This window comes from Thalassospira sp. B30-1 (assembly GCF_015767575.1).
GTDB lineage: Bacteria > Pseudomonadota > Alphaproteobacteria > Rhodospirillales > Thalassospiraceae > Thalassospira > Thalassospira xiamenensis.
The window spans coordinates 2,373,877-2,395,176 of the sequence record NZ_CP065232.1 but is presented as its reverse complement, the minus strand read 5'-3'; the positions used below and the strand labels follow the sequence as shown (position 1 = coordinate 2,395,176).

At 54.9% G+C, this 21,300-nt stretch carries 17 protein-coding genes; 11 read left to right on the top strand and 6 right to left on the bottom strand.

All coding sequences use genetic code 11. The features are described 5' to 3' along the window. The first annotated feature begins 207 nt into the window (after positions 1 to 207). On the top strand, positions 208 to 2,202 hold the full coding sequence (locus tag IT971_RS11600; protein ID WP_063091874.1) for an autotransporter assembly complex family protein: 1,995 nt from the start codon (positions 208 to 210) through the stop codon (positions 2,200 to 2,202). Beyond that, a complete protein-coding gene (locus tag IT971_RS11595) occupies positions 2,199 to 6,617 on the top strand; it encodes a translocation/assembly module TamB domain-containing protein (RefSeq protein WP_063091875.1) in 4,419 nt (1,472 codons plus the stop codon). The genes IT971_RS11600 and IT971_RS11595 overlap by 4 nt, the downstream gene beginning before the upstream one ends. Here the strand turns inward: IT971_RS11595 and IT971_RS11590 are convergent. Next, positions 6,611 to 7,561 carry a sugar kinase gene (locus tag IT971_RS11590; RefSeq protein WP_063091876.1) on the bottom strand — a complete coding sequence of 317 codons (951 nt, stop codon included), beginning with the start codon at positions 7,559 to 7,561 and terminating at the stop codon, positions 6,611 to 6,613. The two genes, IT971_RS11595 and IT971_RS11590, sit on opposite strands and share 7 nt — an antisense overlap. Positions 7,562 to 7,588: 27 nt before the next feature. Further along, complete coding sequence (locus tag IT971_RS11585) at positions 7,589 to 8,473, bottom strand: MurR/RpiR family transcriptional regulator (RefSeq protein ID WP_063091877.1); 885 nt, start codon at positions 8,471 to 8,473, stop codon at positions 7,589 to 7,591. 375 nt (positions 8,474 to 8,848) lie between these two features. On the opposite strand from IT971_RS11585, the gene IT971_RS11580 reads away from it, so the two are divergent. From IT971_RS11580 to IT971_RS11560, 5 genes are all read left to right on the top strand, one after another. Next, positions 8,849 to 9,370: a TRAP transporter small permease gene (locus IT971_RS11580; protein ID WP_065702006.1), complete on the top strand. Its 522-nt coding sequence runs from the start codon at positions 8,849 to 8,851 to the stop codon at positions 9,368 to 9,370. After that, positions 9,367 to 10,647 (top strand): TRAP transporter large permease, encoded by a 1,281-nt coding sequence (locus tag IT971_RS11575; RefSeq protein ID WP_063091878.1) that lies wholly within the window; start codon positions 9,367 to 9,369, stop codon positions 10,645 to 10,647. Before IT971_RS11580 ends, IT971_RS11575 begins: the two co-directional genes overlap by 4 nt. A gap of 95 nt (positions 10,648 to 10,742) precedes the next feature. Next, the gene (locus IT971_RS11570; protein WP_110252364.1) at positions 10,743 to 11,798 is read left to right on the top strand and encodes a DctP family TRAP transporter solute-binding subunit; all 1,056 of its coding nucleotides are present in this window, start codon (positions 10,743 to 10,745) and stop codon (positions 11,796 to 11,798) included. A 90-nt stretch (positions 11,799 to 11,888) separates the two neighbouring features. After that, positions 11,889 to 13,358 (top strand): M81 family metallopeptidase, encoded by a 1,470-nt coding sequence (locus tag IT971_RS11565; protein ID WP_063091879.1) that lies wholly within the window; start codon positions 11,889 to 11,891, stop codon positions 13,356 to 13,358. Between the two features lie 38 nt (positions 13,359 to 13,396). Further along, entirely contained in the window at positions 13,397 to 14,467 is a 1,071-nt protein-coding gene (locus tag IT971_RS11560) for a D-TA family PLP-dependent enzyme (protein ID WP_082822585.1), read from the top strand. Between the two features lie 11 nt (positions 14,468 to 14,478). On the opposite strand, the gene IT971_RS11555 is transcribed toward IT971_RS11560, so the two are convergent. Continuing rightward, on the bottom strand, positions 14,479 to 14,973 hold the full coding sequence (locus IT971_RS11555) for a hypothetical protein (protein WP_063091880.1): 495 nt from the start codon (positions 14,971 to 14,973) through the stop codon (positions 14,479 to 14,481). A 202-nt stretch (positions 14,974 to 15,175) separates the two neighbouring features. On the opposite strand from IT971_RS11555, the gene IT971_RS11550 reads away from it, so the two are divergent. From IT971_RS11550 to IT971_RS11540, 3 genes are all read left to right on the top strand, one after another. Continuing rightward, positions 15,176 to 16,027, top strand: coding sequence for an alpha/beta hydrolase (locus tag IT971_RS11550; RefSeq protein WP_037991425.1), 852 nt, complete (start codon positions 15,176 to 15,178; stop codon positions 16,025 to 16,027). 138 nt (positions 16,028 to 16,165) lie between these two features. After that, complete coding sequence (locus IT971_RS11545) at positions 16,166 to 17,116, top strand: ornithine cyclodeaminase family protein (protein WP_063091881.1); 951 nt, start codon at positions 16,166 to 16,168, stop codon at positions 17,114 to 17,116. Then, positions 17,113 to 17,613 carry a thioesterase family protein gene (locus tag IT971_RS11540; protein WP_051682330.1) on the top strand — a complete coding sequence of 167 codons (501 nt, stop codon included), beginning with the start codon at positions 17,113 to 17,115 and terminating at the stop codon, positions 17,611 to 17,613. Before IT971_RS11545 ends, IT971_RS11540 begins: the two co-directional genes overlap by 4 nt. Positions 17,614 to 17,670: 57 nt before the next feature. Here IT971_RS11540 and IT971_RS11535 read toward each other — a convergent pair whose 3' ends face one another. Then, entirely contained in the window at positions 17,671 to 18,180 is a 510-nt protein-coding gene (locus IT971_RS11535) for a GNAT family N-acetyltransferase (protein ID WP_037991419.1), read from the bottom strand. A gap of 102 nt (positions 18,181 to 18,282) precedes the next feature. On the opposite strand from IT971_RS11535, the gene IT971_RS11530 reads away from it, so the two are divergent. Beyond that, on the top strand, positions 18,283 to 19,521 hold the full coding sequence (locus IT971_RS11530; protein ID WP_037991415.1) for a bifunctional alpha/beta hydrolase/OsmC family protein: 1,239 nt from the start codon (positions 18,283 to 18,285) through the stop codon (positions 19,519 to 19,521). 86 nt (positions 19,522 to 19,607) lie between these two features. Here IT971_RS11530 and IT971_RS11525 read toward each other — a convergent pair whose 3' ends face one another. Together IT971_RS11525 and IT971_RS11520 are read right to left on the bottom strand one after the other, a co-directional pair. After that, positions 19,608 to 19,955 carry a RidA family protein gene (locus tag IT971_RS11525; protein WP_037991412.1) on the bottom strand — a complete coding sequence of 116 codons (348 nt, stop codon included), beginning with the start codon at positions 19,953 to 19,955 and terminating at the stop codon, positions 19,608 to 19,610. 42 nt (positions 19,956 to 19,997) lie between these two features. Next, positions 19,998 to 21,293 carry an ArgE/DapE family deacylase gene (locus IT971_RS11520; RefSeq protein ID WP_063091882.1) on the bottom strand — a complete coding sequence of 432 codons (1,296 nt, stop codon included), beginning with the start codon at positions 21,291 to 21,293 and terminating at the stop codon, positions 19,998 to 20,000. Positions 21,294 to 21,300 lie beyond the last annotated feature (7 nt).

Genomic DNA, 21,300 nt, shown 5'->3' with positions numbered 1-21,300 from the left:
TTTATGACAAGTGCGTTTAACGATCACAGCCATGCCATTATTTCATGCTTTCTGAGCCTTGGCGTCTTCGACCAGTGTATAGAATGAAAAGATGGCAGGCGCTTGGCAAGTGCCTTAAAACAATAAATGGATCGGACTGCGCGACGAATGCAGCCGACCGTTGCATAAGTCTATCGGGACCGAGTGAAAATATTGGGGACGTCTTTGGTGAACAGGGGTAAACGCTACAGCCGCAAATCCAGACTGCGTGGCATTGGTGTTGTGTCTGTTCTGCTGATGGGGTCAGCCGTTTCGGGATGTTCAGGGGATGGTGTCTTATCCGAATTTGGGTTCGGTAAGGACAGCGATAGTGCAGCACAGGATGTGTTGGGTGTCCAGATCCCCTATCAGGTCAAGATAGAAGGTATTGATCCGCAGGAGGAAAAGCTGATCAATGCGTTGCGCGAAGTCAGCACATCGATCCGGTTGCAATCGCGTCCCACGCCATCACTTGCCGGGCTTGAGCGCCGGGCGGAGGATGATGTGGAGCGGTTCGAGACCGTTTTGCGGGCCTTCGGGTTTTATGACGGGCAGGTCGCGTTCAATATCCGCAAGGCCGAACCCGATGATCCGACCATATCGGACGACGAAAATGGCGGCGATGGCGATGACGTTGTCAGCGCGACAAGCGAGCCGGCTGCTGGCGCTCCGGCGGGTGGGGAACAACCTGATCCGGTCGATCTGATTTATCAGGTCGACGTCAAGCAGCCCTATCTTCTGTCTGAAGTGAAATTTTCAATTGTCCGTCCGGACCATACGACCAAACGCGAGGCCACGGATGAGGAGCTTGAGCGGTCGAATTTGCACCTTGGACAGCGTGCAGCCGCAGATCCGATTATTCTGGCCGAACAATATGCCGTCGATATCATGCGTGATCGAGGTTATCCATTGGTGGAAGCGGGCAAGCGAACCGTGATCGCCAATACCACCGAAAAGACCATTTCGGTGACCTATGAACTGATCACCGGTGCGCAAGCCAATTTTGGCAAGGTCAATGTCAAAGGGGCTGAAAGTGTTGATGAGGATTTCATCGCCGGTTATCGCAGTTGGAAACCAGGGCAGAAATATTCCCCCGAAGAAGTCAAAACGACGCGCCGCGATCTGGCGCAATCCAACCTGTTTGACAGTGTGATCGTCAAACCGGTCGGGCCGGTTGCCGAAAATGGTGAAATCCCCATCGAGATCGAAGTGCACGAACGCAAACATCGCACGATTGGTGGCGGGGTTGATTTTTCAACTGCCGACGGGCCGGGGGCGAATGCATTCTGGGAAAACCGCAATCTGTTCGGGGCGGGCGAACGGCTCAGACTTGGTATCGAAGGGTCGGGGCAAAGCCAGGGCCTTGAAGCTGCATTCCGCAAGCCGCAGTTTCTTAAGCGGCGTCAGGCGCTGGTCGCGGATGCTTCGGCCAAGAGTTACAGCACGGATGCCTATGACGGCGAACTGGTCGAAAGCTTTGTCGGTATTGAACGCAAGTTTGGCGATTACTGGTCGGTTACGCTTGGCCCAACGGCGGAATATTCCGACCTGACGGGGGCAGATTCGCCCAATGAGCAATTCTATCTTGGCGGGTTACGGGGTGTTTTGCGGCGCGACAGCACCGATAATCCGCTTGATCCGACCGAGGGCAACCGGCTTGAATTCAACCTATCGCCCTATAGCAGTCTGAGCGGCCCGAGCGCGCAATTCACATCCGTTTCATTGAACGGGTCGCAATATTATGCCTTTGACGAAGAAGGCGATTATGTCATCGCGGGGCGGGGGCGTGCCGGGATGATCATCGGCGAAGACAGATCGGACCTTCCGGCCAACAAACGGTTTTATTCCGGTGGCGGCGGATCGGTGCGCGGTTACGAATATCAGAAAGTCGGGCCGATTGATGAGGATGGTGATCCGCTTGGCGGGCGTTCGGTGCTTGAAGCCGGGATCGAATTCCGCGCACGTCTGACGGAAAGCTTTGGCATCGTGCCATTCATCGAAGGCGGCAACGTGTTTGAGGCAAGTGACCCCGAAGACCTTGATCTGCTTTGGGCGGCAGGGCTTGGTTTTCGTTATTACACGGCGGTCGGGCCGCTTCGTTTTGATGTCGCCGTGCCGCTTGATAAGCGTGACAATGTTGATGACGATTTCCAGATTTATCTTAGCCTTGGACAAGCATTTTGACGTCGCCTGAAAATCCGAAACCATCGAGAGCCACCAAACGCGGAAAGGTCGCCAAATGGGTGCGGCGTGGCACGATTGCGTTCATATGCCTTTTGCTGACCGTGATCCTGATTGTCGGTATTGCGGGGACCGGGCCGGTATTGCGTGCGCTAACGCCGTGGTTAAACACTACGGTTGCAAAGACGATAGAGGGCGATTTCGAACTGGGCCGGATCGAGGGCAGCCTTTGGACGGGGCTTTCGCTTGATCGTTTGTCGATGTCGATGCCGTCATCCGGCTTGGCCGTGGATGTCAGTCAGTTCGGGTTTGACTGGTCCCCGCTGGCCCTTTTGGGTGGGACGCTTCGGATTGATCGGATTGAAAGTGTCGCGATTGATGTGGTCTTGCCCGATATGTCGGGCGTAGATGAAACGGCAGAGGACGAAGAGGCCGCATCAGGCGGTTTTGCGCCGCCATTGGCCATCGAGCTTGGCAAACTGGCGCTTGGCAATGTGCGTATTTCCGACCCTGCCAGCGGCAAAAGCTTTGAATATGGTCTAAGCGCCAGTGCGGCAATTCGCGAAAACCTTGAAGCGGTCTTGTCACTTGATCTGCAACCGCTTGATGACAGCATTGACCGGCTGCGTGTCGAGCTTGATCTTGACGCCGATGCGCAGCGATTAAAGGCCGATATCGAAGGCGAGCTTGATCGTGCAGGCTTGGTCATGACCCTTGCCGGGTTGGCACCCGAAGATGCGCCAAATATCACGATCAGCCTGAAGGGTGATGGCCCGGCGACAGGCTGGAAAGGGCGGATTGAACTTGCGGCAAGTGACCTTGTGACGCTTGGCGGTGATTTGGGCTTGCGGCTTGATGAAAGCCGGATCGGGTTTGACCTTGATGGTGTTCTGGCAACGCAGGGAGAACTGGCCGATCAGCTTCCCGACCCGTTGCAGGGTGATCTTGATTTGGGCATTGGCGGGCAGTTTGATGCGGATGCCAATATCCTTTCGGTCACGCGCGGCGATATCGCGAAATCCGGGCTTGCGACGATTGGCGCGACGGCGGAAATCGATTTTGATGAGAGTACTCTTCTGGCCGATCTGCACGGGGATATTGATCCGGCGACATCGGCCCTGATCGAGGATGCCGTGACATGGGGCGGGCTTGATGTGACCGCCCATGCCGAAGGGCCGCTTGAATTGCCTGATGTGACGGTGATGCTGCGTGGGGATAAGGTCGTAACGCCGGTATCAACCATCGCGACGCTGGCACTTGATGCCGATCTTCGTGGTGATGAGGACGGGTTTTCTGTTCAAAGCCGGGTCGATGTTTCGGGCAATGACTGGCAGGATGCCGATCTTGGTGCGATGCTGGGCAATGCGCAGCAGGTTGCCCTTGATGCGGCAATCGCACCGGATTTCAGCAATTTTGCACTTGGCAACATCAATATCACAACGCCGGGCATTTCGGTTGACGGCAAGACCGATATCAATGACGTGATGGCGGTGACGGATGGCGAATTGATTGCCGATATCCGTGATCTTGCGATTTTTGCACCGATCTCGGGGCTTGATCTGACCGGGACGGGGCAGGTTGCGATACGCGATCTGGCATGGTCGGTTGAGCAGGGCGGGACGGCGAATATTGCAATCAAGGCCGATCAGGCCGGGTTTGGCATTGCCGATCTTGATCGTATTGTCGGGGCTGCGCCGACCATTGACGGCAAGCTTGCGGTTAATGATGCATTTGATCTGTCGATCACGCTTGATCAGATTGCCGCGGCGATGGTTTCCGGCCCGGTGCAGATCGATATTTCAAATGAATTCAGTAATTTGTCGGTTAAATCTGAACTCTCGGTTCAGCCCGGCGTGGTGCCACCTGATATCGGTGTTTCCATCGCCCCGGCGACGGTTGCGATCAATCTTGATGGGGATATCGCGGCACCGGTCGGGACCATCAAACTTTCAACGCCATCGGTTTTGGCCGGTGGGCAGAAGTTTGAAAAACTTGATCTTGTGAGCGAAATGCGCTGGTCCGATCAGGCGGTATTATCGTTGATCAACAAGGCCGGGTTTGCCTTGATGGGGCGCAATTACGATCTGGCGGCAGATGTGGTTTTGCCCGCCGATGGGTTGCGGGTGGATAACATTGCCCTGAGCGGTGAGCGGCTTGAGCTTGTCGGTAGCCTGATGTTGCCAGATTACGCGGTGCCGATGCGTGGCAAGCTTTCGGTGCGTAAACTCGATGCGGTGATGCTGTCGGATTTCGGGGCGTCGGTGACGAATGGTGCGCTAACCGCCGATGTGGCGTTTGTGCCGAAATCGGGCCAGCAGCAGATTGATGTGAATGCGAACATCAAAGGCATTCGGCTTGCCGCCGAAGAAGGGACAGAGCCGCCCGCAATCGAAGAAATCGTTCTTGCCGGTTCGATCCTGAACGCGTTTGAAAAGCCCGGTTTTGATTTGACCCTGAACGGGCGTGATATTCGTTTTGCGCCGCTTGCGATTAATGAGTTGCAGACCGAGATTTCCGGCGATCTTTCGGCCATTGGAATTGCGACGAATGCCAATGGTCAGCTTCGCGACACTATTCCGATTAAACTCGATAGCACCGTCGAACTTGGGCTTTCGGATGGCATCAATGTTCGTGCCGATCAGCTTGATATCAATATCGGCAGCCAGAACATCGCCCTTCGTGAACCATTGCTGTTTAGTCAAACTGGCAAAGGGCAGCAGAAGCTTGATGCGGCATTGAATGTCGGCGCGGGGCAGGTGATTGCCAAGCTTGATCTGACGCCAAAGAAAAGCTTTGCGGCCGAAGCGCAGATTTCCGAGCTGGTACTAGGCCCGTGGGGAGAGATGTTTGGCCTGAGCGGGCTGGACGGCACAATGAATATCACCGCTGAGATGTCGGAACGTACCGGGGAACTGCCGGTGGCGACCGTTTCGGGCGGGATTGGCAAGATCACGACCGTCGCGGTCAAGGACCTGAAGCCATTTGAAATGGTGCTTGATCTGGCGTTGCGTGACGGTCAGTTCGATGGCAATGCGACCCTTGGCAATGATGAGGCCCAGATTGTAGAGGCGCGCGGCACCGTGCCGCTTGGTATTTCCATACTCAAACAGGATTACACCCTTGATCTGGTGGCTCCGATTGATGCGCTGGTCAAGGTTGATGGCGAAATCGCGCAATTCTGGCCTTATGTCCCAGCCCCTGATCATGTCATGTCTGGCAATCTCAAACTTGATGTGGTTGCCAAGGGTACACTCGATGCGCTTGACTGGAATGGCAACATCGCCCTTTCGGGTGGGGCGTATGAGCATCTGGAATATGGCACGCTGTTAAAGCAGATCACGATCAATGGCGATTTTGATCAGAACGGTTTGCGGGTTTCGGAAATCTCGGCAACCGATGGCGGCAATGGCCGGATTAGCGGGGCGGCCGAGGTGACGTTGGGTGGCGATCCGCTTGTCAGCTACAAGGCGGAGCTTAAGGTTGATAACGCAGCCCTGTCGCGTAAGGATGAACTGCAATTCTGGGCTGATGTGACGGCATCTGTTACCGGAACCGAACAGACTGCTGATATCCAAAGCAACGTGACGCTGCGCCGTGGCGAAGTCGACCTGACCCTTGCGCTGCCAGTGTCGGTCTCGACGCTTGATGTCGAGAATATCGAAGATTCCAGGCAGCGTGAGGAAGAAGAGGAAAAGAAAAACGCCGCATCGGGTTTTGTCGGCAATCTTGACGTGACGGTTGATATTCCGGGGCGTTTGTTTGTGCGCGGGCGGGGGCTTGATTCCGAATGGGGTGGCAAGCTTGATATCAGCGGGACAACTGCAGAGCCGATCATTGTCGGGCAATTGCAGGCGCTTCGCGGGCAGCTTGATATCATTGGCAAGACATTCGTGATCAAGGATTCCAAGATCACGTTTTCCGGTGCGACACCGCCCGATCCGTTACTCGATATCGCAGGGGTTTATACCACTGATGATCTGACCGTAACCGCCGGGTTCCAAGGCCCGGCAAGCGACCCGGAACTGGTTCTGACATCCAATCCGTCCCTACCGGAGGATGAAATCCTGTCGCAGGTCCTGTTTGGCAAGTCCCAAGGCAGCCTGAGTGCGATTGAGGCCGTGCAGCTTGCCAGTGCGGTGAACGAGCTTTCGGGTGGTGGCGGTGGCCTTGATATTGTTGGGTCGATCCGCCGCTTTATCGGGGCTGATGTTTTGCAGGTGGGCGGCGGCGAAGACGGCCCGAACGTCAAGGTGGGAAAATACCTGACGGACGGGGTCTATGTCGGGACCAAGACCGGAACGACCCCGGGGTCAAGCGGGGTCGAGGTTGAGATTGAATTGACACCAAATATCAGTGTCACCAGTGAAACCACCGAAATCGACAGCAAGGCTGGCGTTCAGTTCCGGCTGGATTACTGATCGAGTTTGATATCGCTGATATCAACAAGCGCACCGCGCCGTGAAATCACGCGGCCGGCAACCTTTTGCGCAACCGCAATCGCGGCGGGCACGTCACGCCCGGCATTGCGGGCAGCAAGGTATGATCCGTTAAACGAATCCCCGGCCGATGTCGTATCGATGATATCAGTGACCTTGGGCGGTGTGACGGTGCCGGTTTCACCATCCTTGATCGAATAAAAGGTTGGTTCGCCGCCGCATTTTACAACGACTTCTGTTGCGCCAAGCGCATGCCAGCGGTTGGCCGTGGCATCGGGGGTGGCGTCACCAAATAGCGCGCTGTCGTCATCAAATGTCGGCAGGACGGTGTGGCAATGGGGGGCCATCGCCAGATAGGTTGCCATTGCAATGTCCTGATCGGACCAAAGGCGCGGGCGATGATTGGTGTCAAAGCAGACCTTGCCGCCCTGTTTGGCGAAGTTTGCAGCGATATCGATCAGGGTTTTGCGATCCTTTTCCGACAGAATCGCAAGCGTGATCCCCGAAAGATAAAGGCAGTCAAACCCGCGAAGCGCATCGCGCAACACGGCATCGTGGCCGCCCTGAAGCATCTGTTTGGCCGCGGCATCATTGCGCCAGTAGGAAAAGCTGCGTTCGCCGGTTTCATCGGTCTGAATGGCATAAAGACCGGGCAGGGCGCCATCGATCCGGCGGACCAGTGATGTGTCGATATTGTCGTGCTGCCACGCGGCAATCATCGCATCGCTATAGGGGTCGGTCCCCAATGCCGTGATGAAGGCAACATCTGTATCAGGCGCTGCAAGCAGGCGGCTGGTGCGTGCCATATAGGTCGCACCATTTAGCGTATCCCCGGCAAAGCCAAGGTTCGCCGCGCCAAAAATGCTGCCGGGGGATGTTCCGGCAAGCTCGATCATGCATTCGCCGATAAAGGCAGTACGGGTCATTGGGGCCTCGATGGGATGGTGGCGTGATTAGTCGCCGATGGGCTGGCGACCTGTCGGCGGATTGAGAGTCAGCAAAGATGACCTGATCCGGCGAAGTTTTTCAAGCGTTCGGTCCGGCGTGCGCCGGGCAACCGCAGTGGCAATGATATCGATGGTTGCCAGAAAAACGTGCCGGGTGGCCGTTGGCTTATAAATATCAGGGTTTTCAGGCATATCAATGCCAATCACAAGGTCGCTTTCGGCGGCAAGCGGACTTTGCGGGTGGGTCATGGAGATGACCTTTGCGCCATATTGGCGGGCAATGGCGGCACTGTGGATCAGTTCGGTCGGTCGGCCGCTGGTGGAAATGGCAAAAAGCACATCTTCCTCGCCAAAGGTTGAGGCCAGCATGCGCTGAAGGTAACCATCACTTTGTGCCTGTGCGGGAATGCCAAGCCGGAAAAACCGGTTGGCGGCATCAAAGGCAACCGTGGTTGAGCCGCCGCCAACGCCCATAAAGGCGATCTGGCGGGCATTGGCCAGAATATCGGCGGCCTTGTCGATTTCAGTACTTGAAAGCTGTTCACGCAAAAGGCGCAGGTTATCGACAATCACGCCCAGCACGTGATTGGAAAGCACGTCGGCGGCTGTTGTGTCGTCGGCAAGGTCTTCGGGGGCCAGGTATTGCATGCTGACGGCAAGGTTCTGCGCCAGCCGTATTTTGAAATCACGAAACCCGTCGCACCCAAGGGTCCGGCAAAACCGGATCACGGTCGGTTCGCTGACGCCGACCTTTTGCGCAAGATCAGAAAGCGCGATGGTGGTGACGTCCTGCAAATGATCCTGAACGTAGTCGGCAACCCGTTGTTCGCGTGCGGGAAAGGTTCCGGCCTTTCGACGCAGGAGGCTGATGATATCGACAGTAGGTTGCATGCAAGCGTTCCGATCATTTTCGAATATGAGGTGTTGTTGCCAACACCCCGCTGATAAATATCACTTTTTCAGTTTGCAGGCGATAGCTGCGATCTTGATCCCGAGATTGCCCATCCTGCCGGATTTAACCGCAAAGCGGGTAGGGCGTTGATTGCCGAAATGCTTGATCGCCGTTGTTGTCTTACGGTGGTTTTGGGCAGGTGACCCAATAATATAGGTAAAAATGTAGTTTAACTACCTATAATATCATTCGTCTCGGAACATTTGGGGTGATATCTAAGATTATGGTGCAAAAATATGTAGACAAGCTACAAAAATATCCTCAATGTGTAGAAAAATTACACAAAACATTCATCAGCGGAGAGATTGAGTAAGATGGCGCTGCGCCGTGTTGAAACCACAGCCGCAATGATCAGCCGGTCGTTAAACTGGCTGGTCGAACGAGTGATTGCCGTCCTGATGCTGGCCCTTGTGCTGGATGTCTGGCTGGGCGTGATTGATCGATACATTTTTCACTGGCAACTGCCCTGGCCCGAGGAGCTTGCGCGCTATCTGATGATCTGGGCTGCGCTTTTGGCGGTATCGGCCGGGATTGCGCGGCGTGAACATATCGGCATCGGGATGTTTATCCTTAATACGCCAAAGCCGGTTCAGCGCACGGTTCTGTTCTGTGTCGATCTGATTGCGCTGTGTGCGTTTCTGTATCTGGCGATTTATGGCTTTGATTTTGCCGTGGGCGGTATGCGCCGTCAGGCGATGATTTTTGGCATGACGCTGGCACTGCCTTATGCGGCGGTGCCGGTTGCGTCACTTCTTGCTGCCATTCAGCTGTTGCTGGTCGCACTTCGCGATCAGGGACGTTTTGTTCCCATTGATCTGGCGGAGGGCGCAGAATGATCGTCGGTATTGCTTTTGTCGTTCTGATGGTTCTGGGCATGCCGATTGGTTTTGCCCTTGGCGTTGCCGGGGTGATTGGCCTTTATGACATGGGCGGGGGCATGTTCCTTGTTCAGGGGCCCAGCAAGGTCTTTAACGGTCTGAACGTATTCCCGTTTCTTGCCATGCCGTTCTTTATTCTGGCGGGCGAAATCATGAACCATATCGGCATCACCAGCCGCCTTGTCCTGTTTGCGCAGGCGCTTGTCGGGCATTTTCGTGGTGGGTTGGCGCATACCAATATGCTGGCGTCGGTTTTCTTTGCCGGGTTGACCGGGGCGGCGACCGCTGATGCGGCGGCCTTTGGCAAGACACTGGTACCAGCCATGGTGGAACGGGGGTATCGCCGCGATTATGCCTGTGCGGTGACGGCCGCCGGATCGATCATCGGCCCGACCATTCCGCCATCCGGTCTGATGGTGGTCTATGGATCGTTGATGGGGGTTTCCATTGGCGGGCTGTTTGCCGCCGGTATTCTGCCGGGGCTGATGATCTGTCTGATCTGCATGACGGTGATTGCGGTAACCGCCCGGTCCAAGAACCTGCCGAAAAACGAACGTCGGGCGAACCTTCTGGAAATCTGGAAGATTTTCAAATCATCTATCACGGCCCTGATCATGCCTTTGATCATTCTGGGCGGCATTCTGGGCGGGATTGTCACCCCGACGGAGGCGGCATCGGTCGCCGTCGCCTATGCCCTGTTTATCGGTATCTTTATTTACCGTGCGCTGACATTTGCCGATTTCTTCAAGATGTTGATCCGCACCGCGCGCGTTACGGGGGTGATTTTCATCATCATCGCCTTTGCGTCGATCCTTGGCTGGTGGCTGAGCTTCAATCGCATTCCGCAGGAAGTCGCAAGCCTTGTGCTGAGCCTGTCGTCTGATCCCTATATGGTCATTTTCATGATTGTCGCCCTGTTGCTGATGATCGGGATGGTCATGGATATCAATGCGATCCTGATCATTCTGGCCCCGGTACTGGTGCCGTTGACGGTTCAGATCGGCATGGACCCGATCCATGCCGGGATCATCTTTGTTCTTGCACTCAATATCTCGTTGATGACGCCGCCCGTGGGGGCCTGCCTTTTCGTGCTGTCGTCTGTCACGGGTGAAAAGCTTGAAAAAATTGCCGCCCAGCTTTGGCCGTTCCTTTTGGCGGAACTGGGTGTGCTGTTCCTGTTTGCCTTCTGGTCCGATCTTGCCCTCGCGATCCCGCGATTGCTGGGCTTCCGGTAACCGGCGGCAATGAAACGCCCCGATCAGGTCCGGATCGGGGCATCAAAACCAAGACCGTGGACAGAAATAAAAGGCCTTAATCAAGGAGAGGTAGAATGAATACGATGAAGCGTTTCGGGGCATTTGCCCTTGCGACGGCCATGCTGGCCAGCACCACGTCATTGGCTTATGCGGAACCCAAGGTTCTGAAATTTGCCCATGACAACAAGGAAGACCCGTTTGAAAACCCGGCGCATGCCTGCACCGCTGTTTTCGCCAACATTGTCGAAGCCGACACCAATGGCGAGATCAAGGTAGAGGTTTATCCGTCCAACCAGCTTGGTTCGGCGGCCGAACATGTGCAGATGGTCCGTGATGGCCTTATTCAGGCGACCCTGACCTCGACCGGGGCGATTGCATCCTATTATCCGCGTATCGACGTCCTGAACCTTGCATTCGCGTTTGACAGCAACGCATCGACTTATGACGTGTTTGATGGTCCGTTTGGTCAGAAACTGGCAAGCGATATCGAAAGCACCCTTGGCGATGTCAAGGTTCTTGGTTTCCCGGATACCGGCGGGTTCTTTGCCGTGACCAACTCCAAGCATCCGATTGCGACGCTTGAGGACTTCAAAGGCATTCGTGTTCGCACCATGTCGCTGCCGTCGCATCAGAAAATCATGCAGTCACTGGGTGCAGAAGCCTATCCGATGGCGTGGGGCGAAGTGTATGCCGGTCTTCAGACGGGCGTGATTGATGGTCAGATGAACCCGGTTCCGACCGTGACCTTTGCCAAGTTCAACGAAGTGCAGGGCTATCTGACCCTGACCAACCACCTGTTTTCGCCCTACACCTTTATGCTGTCGAAAGCATTCTGGGATGATCTGACTGCCGATCAGCAGAAGATTGTTCGTTATGCCGCACAGTCCTGCGTTGTTGCCAGCCGTGGTGTATCGCGCGTGATCGAGGCATCTGATCGTGGTCTTGCCGGTTTGACCGACAAAATGGAAATCACGGCATTGAGCGCGCAAGAGCGTCAGAAGCTTAAAGATGTGACCCAGCCGGTCGTGGTCAAACACGTTCAGGAATCTTTGGGCACGGAAGGCGTTGAACTTCTCGAACTGTTCCAGACGGAAGTCGATAAGGCCAACGCCCACCGCTACATGGAATAATCCATGCGCGTGCGGGTGGTGCTTCACCCGCACGCATTTTTCTTTTGCACATAAAATATGATGATTACAAAGAACAAAAAGGATGGGGTCATGAGGATTTTTTGCGCCTCTATTGCGACCGAAACCAATACATTCTCGCCGTTGCGCACCGATTTTTCCGATTTCAAGGAAAGCTTCTATGCACCGCCCGGACAGCATCCGGTGACCCCGACGCTGTGTAGTGCCGTCTTTACCGAGGCGCGCGTGCGGGCGGCAAAGGAAGGTTGGGACCTGATCGAGGGAACCGCCACCTGGGCCGAGCCGGGCGGTTTGGTTAATCGGGAAACCTATGAACAATTGCGCGACGAGGTTCTGGGCCAGTTGCGTGCGGCCATGCCGGTTGATGCGGTTATTCTGGGCCTGCACGGGGCGATGGTGGCGCAAGGATATCTGGATTGCGAAGGCGATCTGATTTCGCGTGTTCGCGACATTGTCGGGCCCGACGTTATTATCGGCACAAGTTATGACCCGCACAGCCACCTAACAGAGCAGCGCATTGCGAACGCTGATATTATCGTCGCGTTCAAGGAATTCCCCCATACCGATTTTGTCGATGCCGGGCGTTCGGTGGTTGATCTGGTATTGCGCACGCTTCGCGGCGAGATCAAGCCGACCAAGGCGGTTTTTGACTGCCATATGATCGAAGTTCTACCGACGTCACGCGAACCGATGCGATCCTTTATTGACCGCGCCAGGGCGATGGAGGGGGCCGGTGATGTTCTTTCGGTATCGTTTATTCACGGATTTATGGCCGGCGACGTGCCCGATCTTGGTGCCAAGGTGATTGTGACCACCAACAATAATCCGGCCAAGGCAAGCGAGCTCGCCCAAAAGCTGGGTCAGGAGCTTTTCGGGTTCCGTGGTACGACACGGCCAAGTTTTGTAACCCCGGATGTCGCCCTTGATCAGGCATTGGCAAGCGATGCACGGCCGATTGTTCTGACCGATGTGTGGGATAATCCGGGCGGCGGTGTGCCGGGTGACAGCACGATTTTGCTGCGTGCCGTAATGGCGCGCGGGCTTGGCGATTTTGCGGTTGGCACCATCTGGGATCCGATGGCGGTTCGGATTTGCATATCGGCCGGCGAGGGCGCGACATTGCCGTTACGCTTCGGCGGGAAAACCGGTGCACATGCGGGGGCACCGATTGATGCCGAAGTGCGGGTGAAAAAAATCCGCCGTGATTCATGGCAGTATTTTGGTGACAGCATCGTGCCGCTGGGCGATTGCGCGGTGATCGAGCTTCCGAACGGAGGCGAGGTGATCCTGAATTCCAACCGATCGCAAAGTTTCGATCCCAGCCTGTTTTCAAATATGGGCATTGATCCGACGGCGAAAAAATATCTGTTTATCAAATCGACCAATCACTTCTACGATGCGTTCGCCAAGATCGCGGGCGAGATCATTTATGTCGATGTCCACGGACCTTATCCGTCCGATCCGAAAACCAATGGATATCGTCATCTGACACGCCCGATATGGCCGATTGTTGATGACCCGTTTGCGGCAATTGCAAGCTGATTGCTGCCACCACCTGATTTGATAAGGACGCTGCCCCGATGACCGGAATGCCCCAATATCCCGAACTTGATACGCCGTGCGCGGTTGTTGATCTTGATATCGTTGACCGAAATATCGAAAGCTATCAGGCCTATTGCGACAAACACGGGATCGGGCTGCGTCCGCATATCAAAACCCATAAAATTCCGGCCTTCGCCGCCCAGCAGATGAAGGCCGGGGCGATTGGCATCACCTGCCAGAAAATCGGCGAGGCCGAGGTAATGGCAGATGCAGGGCTGGATGATATTCTTCTGACCTATAACGTATTGGGCGAACGCAAACTGGCCCGTCTGCGGGCCTTGTTTGACCGGATCAAAAGCCTGCGCGTGGTGGCCGACAATGCGGTTGTGGTCGAAGGATTGTCCAGGGCCTTTGCCGACAGTGCCAAGCCGCTTGAAATTCTGATCGAATGCGATACCGGTGGCGGACGTTGCGGGGTGCAAAACCCGGCAGAGGCCGTTGAACTGGCAAAGAAAATTCAATCGCTTCCGGGCGTGAAATTTATCGGTCTGATGACCTATCCGGCGACCGGTGGTGGTGCCAAGGTTGAGGCATTTTTCACCACGGCCATGAAGGAACTGGATGCGATTGGCCTTGAATGCCCAGTGCGCAGTTCCGGTGGGACGCCCGATATGTGGTTGGCCCATGAAGTGCCGTCTGTGACCGAACATCGCATCGGGACTTATATTTATAATGACCGATCCCTGATGGCGCGTGGGGTTTGCAAGGAAGATGATTGTGCGCTTCGGGTTTTGACGGAAATCGTATCCTTGCCAACGCCGGGCCGGGCGATCATTGATGCCGGGTCAAAGGTTCTGACATCCGATTTGCTGGGCCTTGACGGATACGGCTATGTCGTGGGGCATCCCGATGTTGCGGTCAAGGCTCTGTCCGAGGAACACGGCATTTTGCATTTCGATCCGGCGACAAAACCGTTTGAAATCGGCCAGCGGATCGAAATCATCCCGAATCATGTCTGCGTTGTCAGTAACATGCTGGATCAGGTGCATCTGGTGCGTAATGGCGATATCGAAACGGTTGATGTTGCCGCGCGTGGTTGCGTGCTGTAAGGCAAGCGTATCTATGCCGGGTCGTGATTGGGCAGATAGCCGGTGAAACCGGTAATCAGCCATTTTCCATCGATCTGTTTTTCGCAGTAATAATGGGTTTTCCAAAGCAGACGGTCGGTTGATCCGTCTGCTTTTTTTATGGTGCCGTTGAAATGTTTGCGCACCAGTGCACGATTGCCGGTGATATCGATTTTCGAAAGGTCGGTGGCACGAAAAACGCCGTCAAACAGGTCTTCGGCATAATCGATTTCCTGTGCGACAATCGCCTGACGCAGCCATTCGTCACGATAGGCTGCCAGATCGGGAAACATCATTTTCCAGTCATCCGGATCGTCGGATTTACAGGCATCAATCGCGTAAAAACCGTCTGCCTTGAAGTCATCTTGCACCATGGACCAGTCGGCCGCGACAAAGGCCGCGATGTCGCGTGGCACCAGCATTTCCCAAATCTGATTACGATCCGCATCATCGGCGGGGAACGGGCTTTGGATATTGCGGTTGCTCATGGTCTATCCGGCTGATTTTAAAATTGATTTTCGATATTCTGCCATTGCCTTTCAGGTCTTGCAATCACGACCGCATTTGTATCGCATTGCGTGATGGATTTGTGCGTAGCGTTTGCAAAAACCTGAAAAATAAAGAAAGATTATCGGACAGGTTTGATCTGCCGATAATAATTCCGGTCCGGGCAACGCAAACGAGGTTCAGATGAGTTGGGGTGGTTTTACCCTTGCCGAGCTTGAATGGCAGTATAATCCGCGCGAAACCGTGCCGGAATATATGACCTGTTTTGACCGGTTTGTGCGTCTGTCCGACGATACACGGGCAAGTGTCCACCACATGACCGATATCCGTTATGGGGGCGGGCCCCAGGAAACCATGGATGTTTATCCGGCAGCCGAGCCGGACGCACCGGTGCATGTGTTTTTCCATGGTGGGTATTGGCGAAGCCAGGACAAAAAGGACTATGCGTTTGTTGCCCGCGACCTCAACGCCGCGGGCTTTACTGTCATTTGTGCGAATTATGATCTGTGCCCGGATGTGACGGTGGCGGAAATCACCCGTCAGGCGATCCGTTGCATGACCTTCATTTACCAGAATATCGGCGACTTTAACGGGGATCGGGATCGTATCAGCATTTCCGGTCATTCGGCAGGCGGGCAGATTGTCGCGCGGCTCGCGGTTCATCATTGGGAAGATACCCTTAATGATGCCTATCCGTTTTGTGCGGTTGTTCCGGTTTCCGGGGTTTTTGATCTGGAACCGATCCGGTTCACCAGTATCAACAACGACCTGCAACTTAATGCCGCGACGGCAGCGGATAATTCACCGATGCTTGATGCCGTCCCACACGACATCAAAATGATGGTCGTGGTCGGCAGTAACGAAAGCCCGGAATTTGTCCGCCAAAGCGATGCTTATGCCGCCTATTGCAGTCGGGAAGGACTGCATGTTCCGGTTTATAAGGCATGGGGGGCGAACCATTTCACGGTGCTTGAAGAACTTTATCTTGGCACCGGTTCACTGTTTGGCCATTTCAAACGTTTTTTGCAGCGTTAATTTCACCCATTTCGGGAAGATTTTTCACCTGAAACAAAGTGAAAAACAGTGTGCGATCCTGTGACGCATGTCCTTTGACGTGGTATAAGATATCAACGCTACCACGCTGAAATCGAAAATAAATTTACAGGAAGGCCCATGCGTTTCGTATCCGCCCAAGAAATCGATAAATTCGTCTCGCCCCGCGATCTGGTTGAAGCGCTCCGTCAAGGATTTGCCGATGGCTGCGAAGCGCCGCTACGCAGCCATTTCAACATGGAACGCAGCAATGAGGATGACGCGACTTTCCTGATCATGCCTGCCTGGCAAAAGGATGGCGCGGCCGGGGTCAAGGTTGCGGCCGTTGTGCCGGGGAATTCAGCGCGTAACCTGCCGGCTGTTTCTGGGACTTATATCCTTTTGGATGCGGTGACCGGGCAACCATCGGCCGTGATTGATGGCACCAAGCTGACCACACGCCGGACGGCGGCGGCATCGGCATTGGCGGCGGACTACCTTGCGCGCCAAGATACGCGCGAAATGGTCATGGTCGGTTCCGGGGCGATGGCACCCAATCTGATCAATGCACATGCGTCGGTGCGTCCGATCAAAAAGGTCACGATCTGGAACCGCAATGGCGACAAGGCCCGCGCATTAGCCGCCGAAACCGCCACCCTTGGTTTTGAAGCGGTGGGCACGGATGATCTGGAAATGGCCTGCAAGACCGCCGATCTGATTTCATGCGCGACACTTTCGACCGAGCCGCTGGTGCGGGGCGAATGGCTTCGCGAGGGGACGCATGTTGATCTGGTCGGGGCGTTCAAGCCGACCATGCGCGAAACCGATGATGCCCTGATGCAGAAATGCCGGATTTATGTTGATAGTTTTGAAGGGGCCGCGGCCGAGGGCGGTGATGTGGTGCAGCCGCTAAATGCCGGATCGATTTCAAAATCCGATATTCTCGGCGATCTGTTCGGCCTGACGCGTGGTGAGGTCAAGGGACGCGAGACAGATACGGAATGTACGGTTTTCAAATCGGTTGGTCATTCGCTGGAAGATTTTGTTGCGGCAGTCGCGGTTGTCGATGCGGTGGGAAAGGCCGGTAAATGATCAGTACCGACCTTTTTGCCCCGGAGATGCTGGAAAGCTATCGCGGGACGGTGCCGCAGGACTGGATCGATTTTAACGGGCATGTGAATGTCGGGTATTACGTGGTTGGTTTTGATCTGGGATCTGTGGCGTTTCTGGACGGGGTCGGGATGGGGCGGACTTATCCCGAACGGCGCGGGTTTTCGACCTTTGCGCTTGAAATGCACATCACCTATGACCGGGAAATTCACCTTAACGACCCGTTCGTGATCCATACGCAAATTCTGGATTGCGATCACAAACGCATTCACATGTATCACGAATTGCGTCACGGGACCGAAGGGTGGCTGTCGGCGACCAATGAAATCATCACGATGCATATCGATATGGAAACGCGCCGTTCGGCGGCATTTCCCGATGACATTCAAAAGACGCTTGATCTGATCCGTGAGGCGCATCGCGATTTGCCGGTGCCAACGGGTGTCGGGCGCAAGATCGGTATTCGCCGCAAGGAATAACGATTTTCAATGCTCCGAAATGAGCAAACCCGCATCCAGTGATGCGGGTTTTTGCGTTCAGGCGACCTTTACAAACAGCTTGCAGATTTCACCGCTGTTGTTCACGTCCTGATCGCGTTCATAGGTCAGGCCCAGTTTGGCGAGAAGTTTAAGCGATACGGTATTTTCCGGCAGCGTATAGCCAAATATCCGATCAAAGCCCAGCGTATCGTGGCCATAGTCGATCAGGGCGGTACTGACTTCAAACGCATAACCCATGCCATGATGGCTTTCGGTAATGGCATAACCGATATCGGGTGCATCAAGCGTGTCGCGTTTGACAAATCCGCAAAGCCCGATACTGCATTCGGTTGCTTTTTCGTCCACGATGTAAAGCCCGAAACCGTGTTTCAGATAGCTGCTGAGAAGCCGGTCATCAATAAATTTTCGGGCGGCATCAAGATCATGGATGTTGCGATCCCCGACAAACCGTATCCAGCCCGGTTCGTTCAGCAGTTGCATGATAAAGGGGGCGTCGTTGTGGGTTCCGTGACGCACAAGCGTTCTTTTGGTTTCCAGTATTGTCATACTGTATTACCCTTGGTTTCGTGGTGGCGAAGACAGCATGCTAGCCTAGAATGCGCGTAAATGAACAATGAATTCGCCAAATACCGGCGGCGGAGGTCCGATATGGCTGTAAGGCCGATTAAGCTTAGCTTTGAAGGTGCACTGGGGGCACAGCTTTCGGCACGGTTGGATTTGCCAACGGGGCCGGTTCGGGCCTATGCGCTGTTTGCGCATTGTTTTACGTGCAGTAAGGACCTGACGGCGGCGCGCAAGATCGCGCAGTCGCTGACCATGCAGGGGATTGGCGTTTTGCGGTTCGATTTTACCGGGCTTGGCGGATCGGGCGGTGATTTTGCATCGACCAATTTCACATCCAATCTGGATGACCTGAAACGTGCGGCCGATTTCCTGCGGCATGAATTTGCCGCCCCCCGTTTGCTGATCGGGCATTCGTTGGGCGGGGCGGCGGTTTTGGCCGTGGCCGATAGCGTGCCCGAAGCAACCGCAGTTGCAACGATTGGTGCGCCCGCCGATGTCGAGCATGTGACCCATAATTTCGCCGATTACCTTGAAGATATCGAACGGGACGGGCAGGCCGAAGTTTCGTTAAGCGGGCGGCCATTTGTGATCAAGAAGCATTTCATTGACGATCTGCGTGCCCACAATATTGAAAAATCGGTCGGCAGATTGCACAAGGCGTTGCTGGTGCTGCATGCGCCGATGGATCAGACGGTGGGTATTGAAAATGCCGCACGGATTTTTGATGCCGCCAAGCATCCGAAAAGTTTTGTGTCGCTTGATAGTGCGGATCATTTGTTACGCGATCCCGATGATGCGACCTATGCCGCCGAGGTGATCAGCGCCTGGGCCAGGCGTTATATTACCGACGAAGACCCGGTAAATGACGAAGTGCCAGACGGTGCCGTCGTGGTGCGTGAAACCGGACTTGGCAAGTTTCAGGCGATGGTTCTGGCCGGGCATCATCGTATGTTGGCCGATGAGCCCGAAGATGTTGGCGGGTTTGACAGCGGACCGTCACCTTATGATTTTCTGGCGGCCGCCCTTGGGTCATGCACGGTGATGACGATGCGTATGTATGCCGATCAGAAACAGATACCGGTCGATGGCATTCGGGTCGAAGTCCGACATGATAAAATCCATGCAAGCGATTGTATGGAATGCGGGGCAGAGTTCGAACAAAAGGGCGGCAAGATCGACCGGTTCGAACGGATCATTACCCTGCATGGTGATTTTACCGAGGAAGTCCGGGAAAAGCTGATAGCGATTGCCAATAAATGCCCGGTACATCGGACATTGGAAGCCAAGTCATTGATCGTGACACGGGACGAGCGGGATCGGTAGAATTCATATTCCCGTGCAAATGGCCAAAATAAAAACGCCCGGCGAAATCAGCCGGGCGTTTTGCCTTCGAGTCGGAAGTGACCGGATTACGGTTTTGCCGCAACCACGATGAATTCAACCAGATAGTCCGGGGTGGCAAGTTTGGCTTCGCCGCATGCACGTGCCGGGGTGTGACCCTGCGGGACCCATGCATCCCAGATTTCGTTCATTTTGGCGAAGTCGGCCATATCGGCAAGCCAGATGGTGGTCGACAGGATGTTTTCCTTTGACGCGCCGCATTCGGCCAGAAGCGCATCAACCTTGGCAAGGCATTCCTTGGTCTGGTTGGTGACGTCGCTGCCCGGTTCGCCAACCTGGCCAGCAAGATAGATGGTGTTGCCATGAACAACGGCCTGGCTCATACGGGGGCCGGTGTGAAAACGCTGAACGGTCATCAAAGTCTCCTGATATCAAGATATGATTGGGTTTTGGTATGATTATGCGGCGTGATTATCACGTTTGGTAACGCCGCACCAGTCGGCAATGAACAGGGCAAGGACCTCGGTGACTTCCATCATGCTGGAAATCGAGACCCGTTCGTCAATGCCATGAATTCGTTCGGCTTTCGGGCCATAACAGGTCGCCGGGATATTGCCGTAAATCTGGAAGAACCGCGCATCCGTTGTTGCAGTGGAAGCATAGTTTTTGATCGTATTGCCGGTGACCTCGTGGTGAATGTCGCCGATCATGGTCATCATCGGATGGGTTTCGTCCATGACGCATCCCTCGGCCTGAAAACCGCGATAGGTGATGTCGAATTCTGCCCCCTTGCAGGCCGGGTGATTTTCCATCGCACTTTGTGCAACTTCTTCGATGGTTTCACGCACCTTGGCCAATTCCATGCCGGGATAGAACCCGACACGGATATCGGCCGAACAAACCGGCGGCACGGTTGATGCCCATTCACCGCCTTCGATCTTGCCCAGATTGAAGTTCACCGGATGGATATGCGCACCATAGGCCGCATGACGGTGGGTGGGGTGGTTCCAGATGTCTTCGACTTCTTTCAGGGTTTCGAAAAAGCCAAAGGCGGCCTCGATGGCGTTACTTCCGGCTGAGGTATCAAGAACATGCGCCGGACTTCCGGTGACATGAAGCTGGAACCACATCACGCCAAGCTGGGCGGTCATCAGCGTCTGATTGAACGGTTCGGGAATGATCGCACAATCGGCACGATATCCGGCATGCAGGCAGGCTAAGGCACCATTGCCGGTGCATTCTTCTTCGACAACCGATTGCAGGATCACCGGGGCGGCGGGCTCAAGCCCCAGATCGTGAAGGGCGGCAAGGGCGTTACAATAGGCAATGATGCCGGCCTTCATATCGCCAGCCCCGCGGCCATAAAGCCAGTCGCGTTCGACATAGGGATCAAACGGTCCGCGTCGCCATTGCGCCACTGGCCCGGTCGGCACGACATCAATATGCCCGTTTAAAATCAGGCTGCGTCCGGTTTGTTTGGCCGGTTGATGAATACCGACGATATTTTCCCGTCCGTTATATTCCGTCGTAACCGGTGGGGAAAAGCCCGGTAAATCACGCAATGCGTCAATATTGATCGCAACCCGTTCGACCGAAAGCCCCATATCGGCGAAACGATCCGCGACCCAGTTCTGGGCCGATGTTTCATTGCCCAGAAGGCTGTCATGGCGAACCAAAGCGCAAAGGTCGTCAATCGCACGATCCCGGCGATTGGCAACGGCACTGCGCAGTTCATTGCGATCAAAATGGGTCATGGCACGA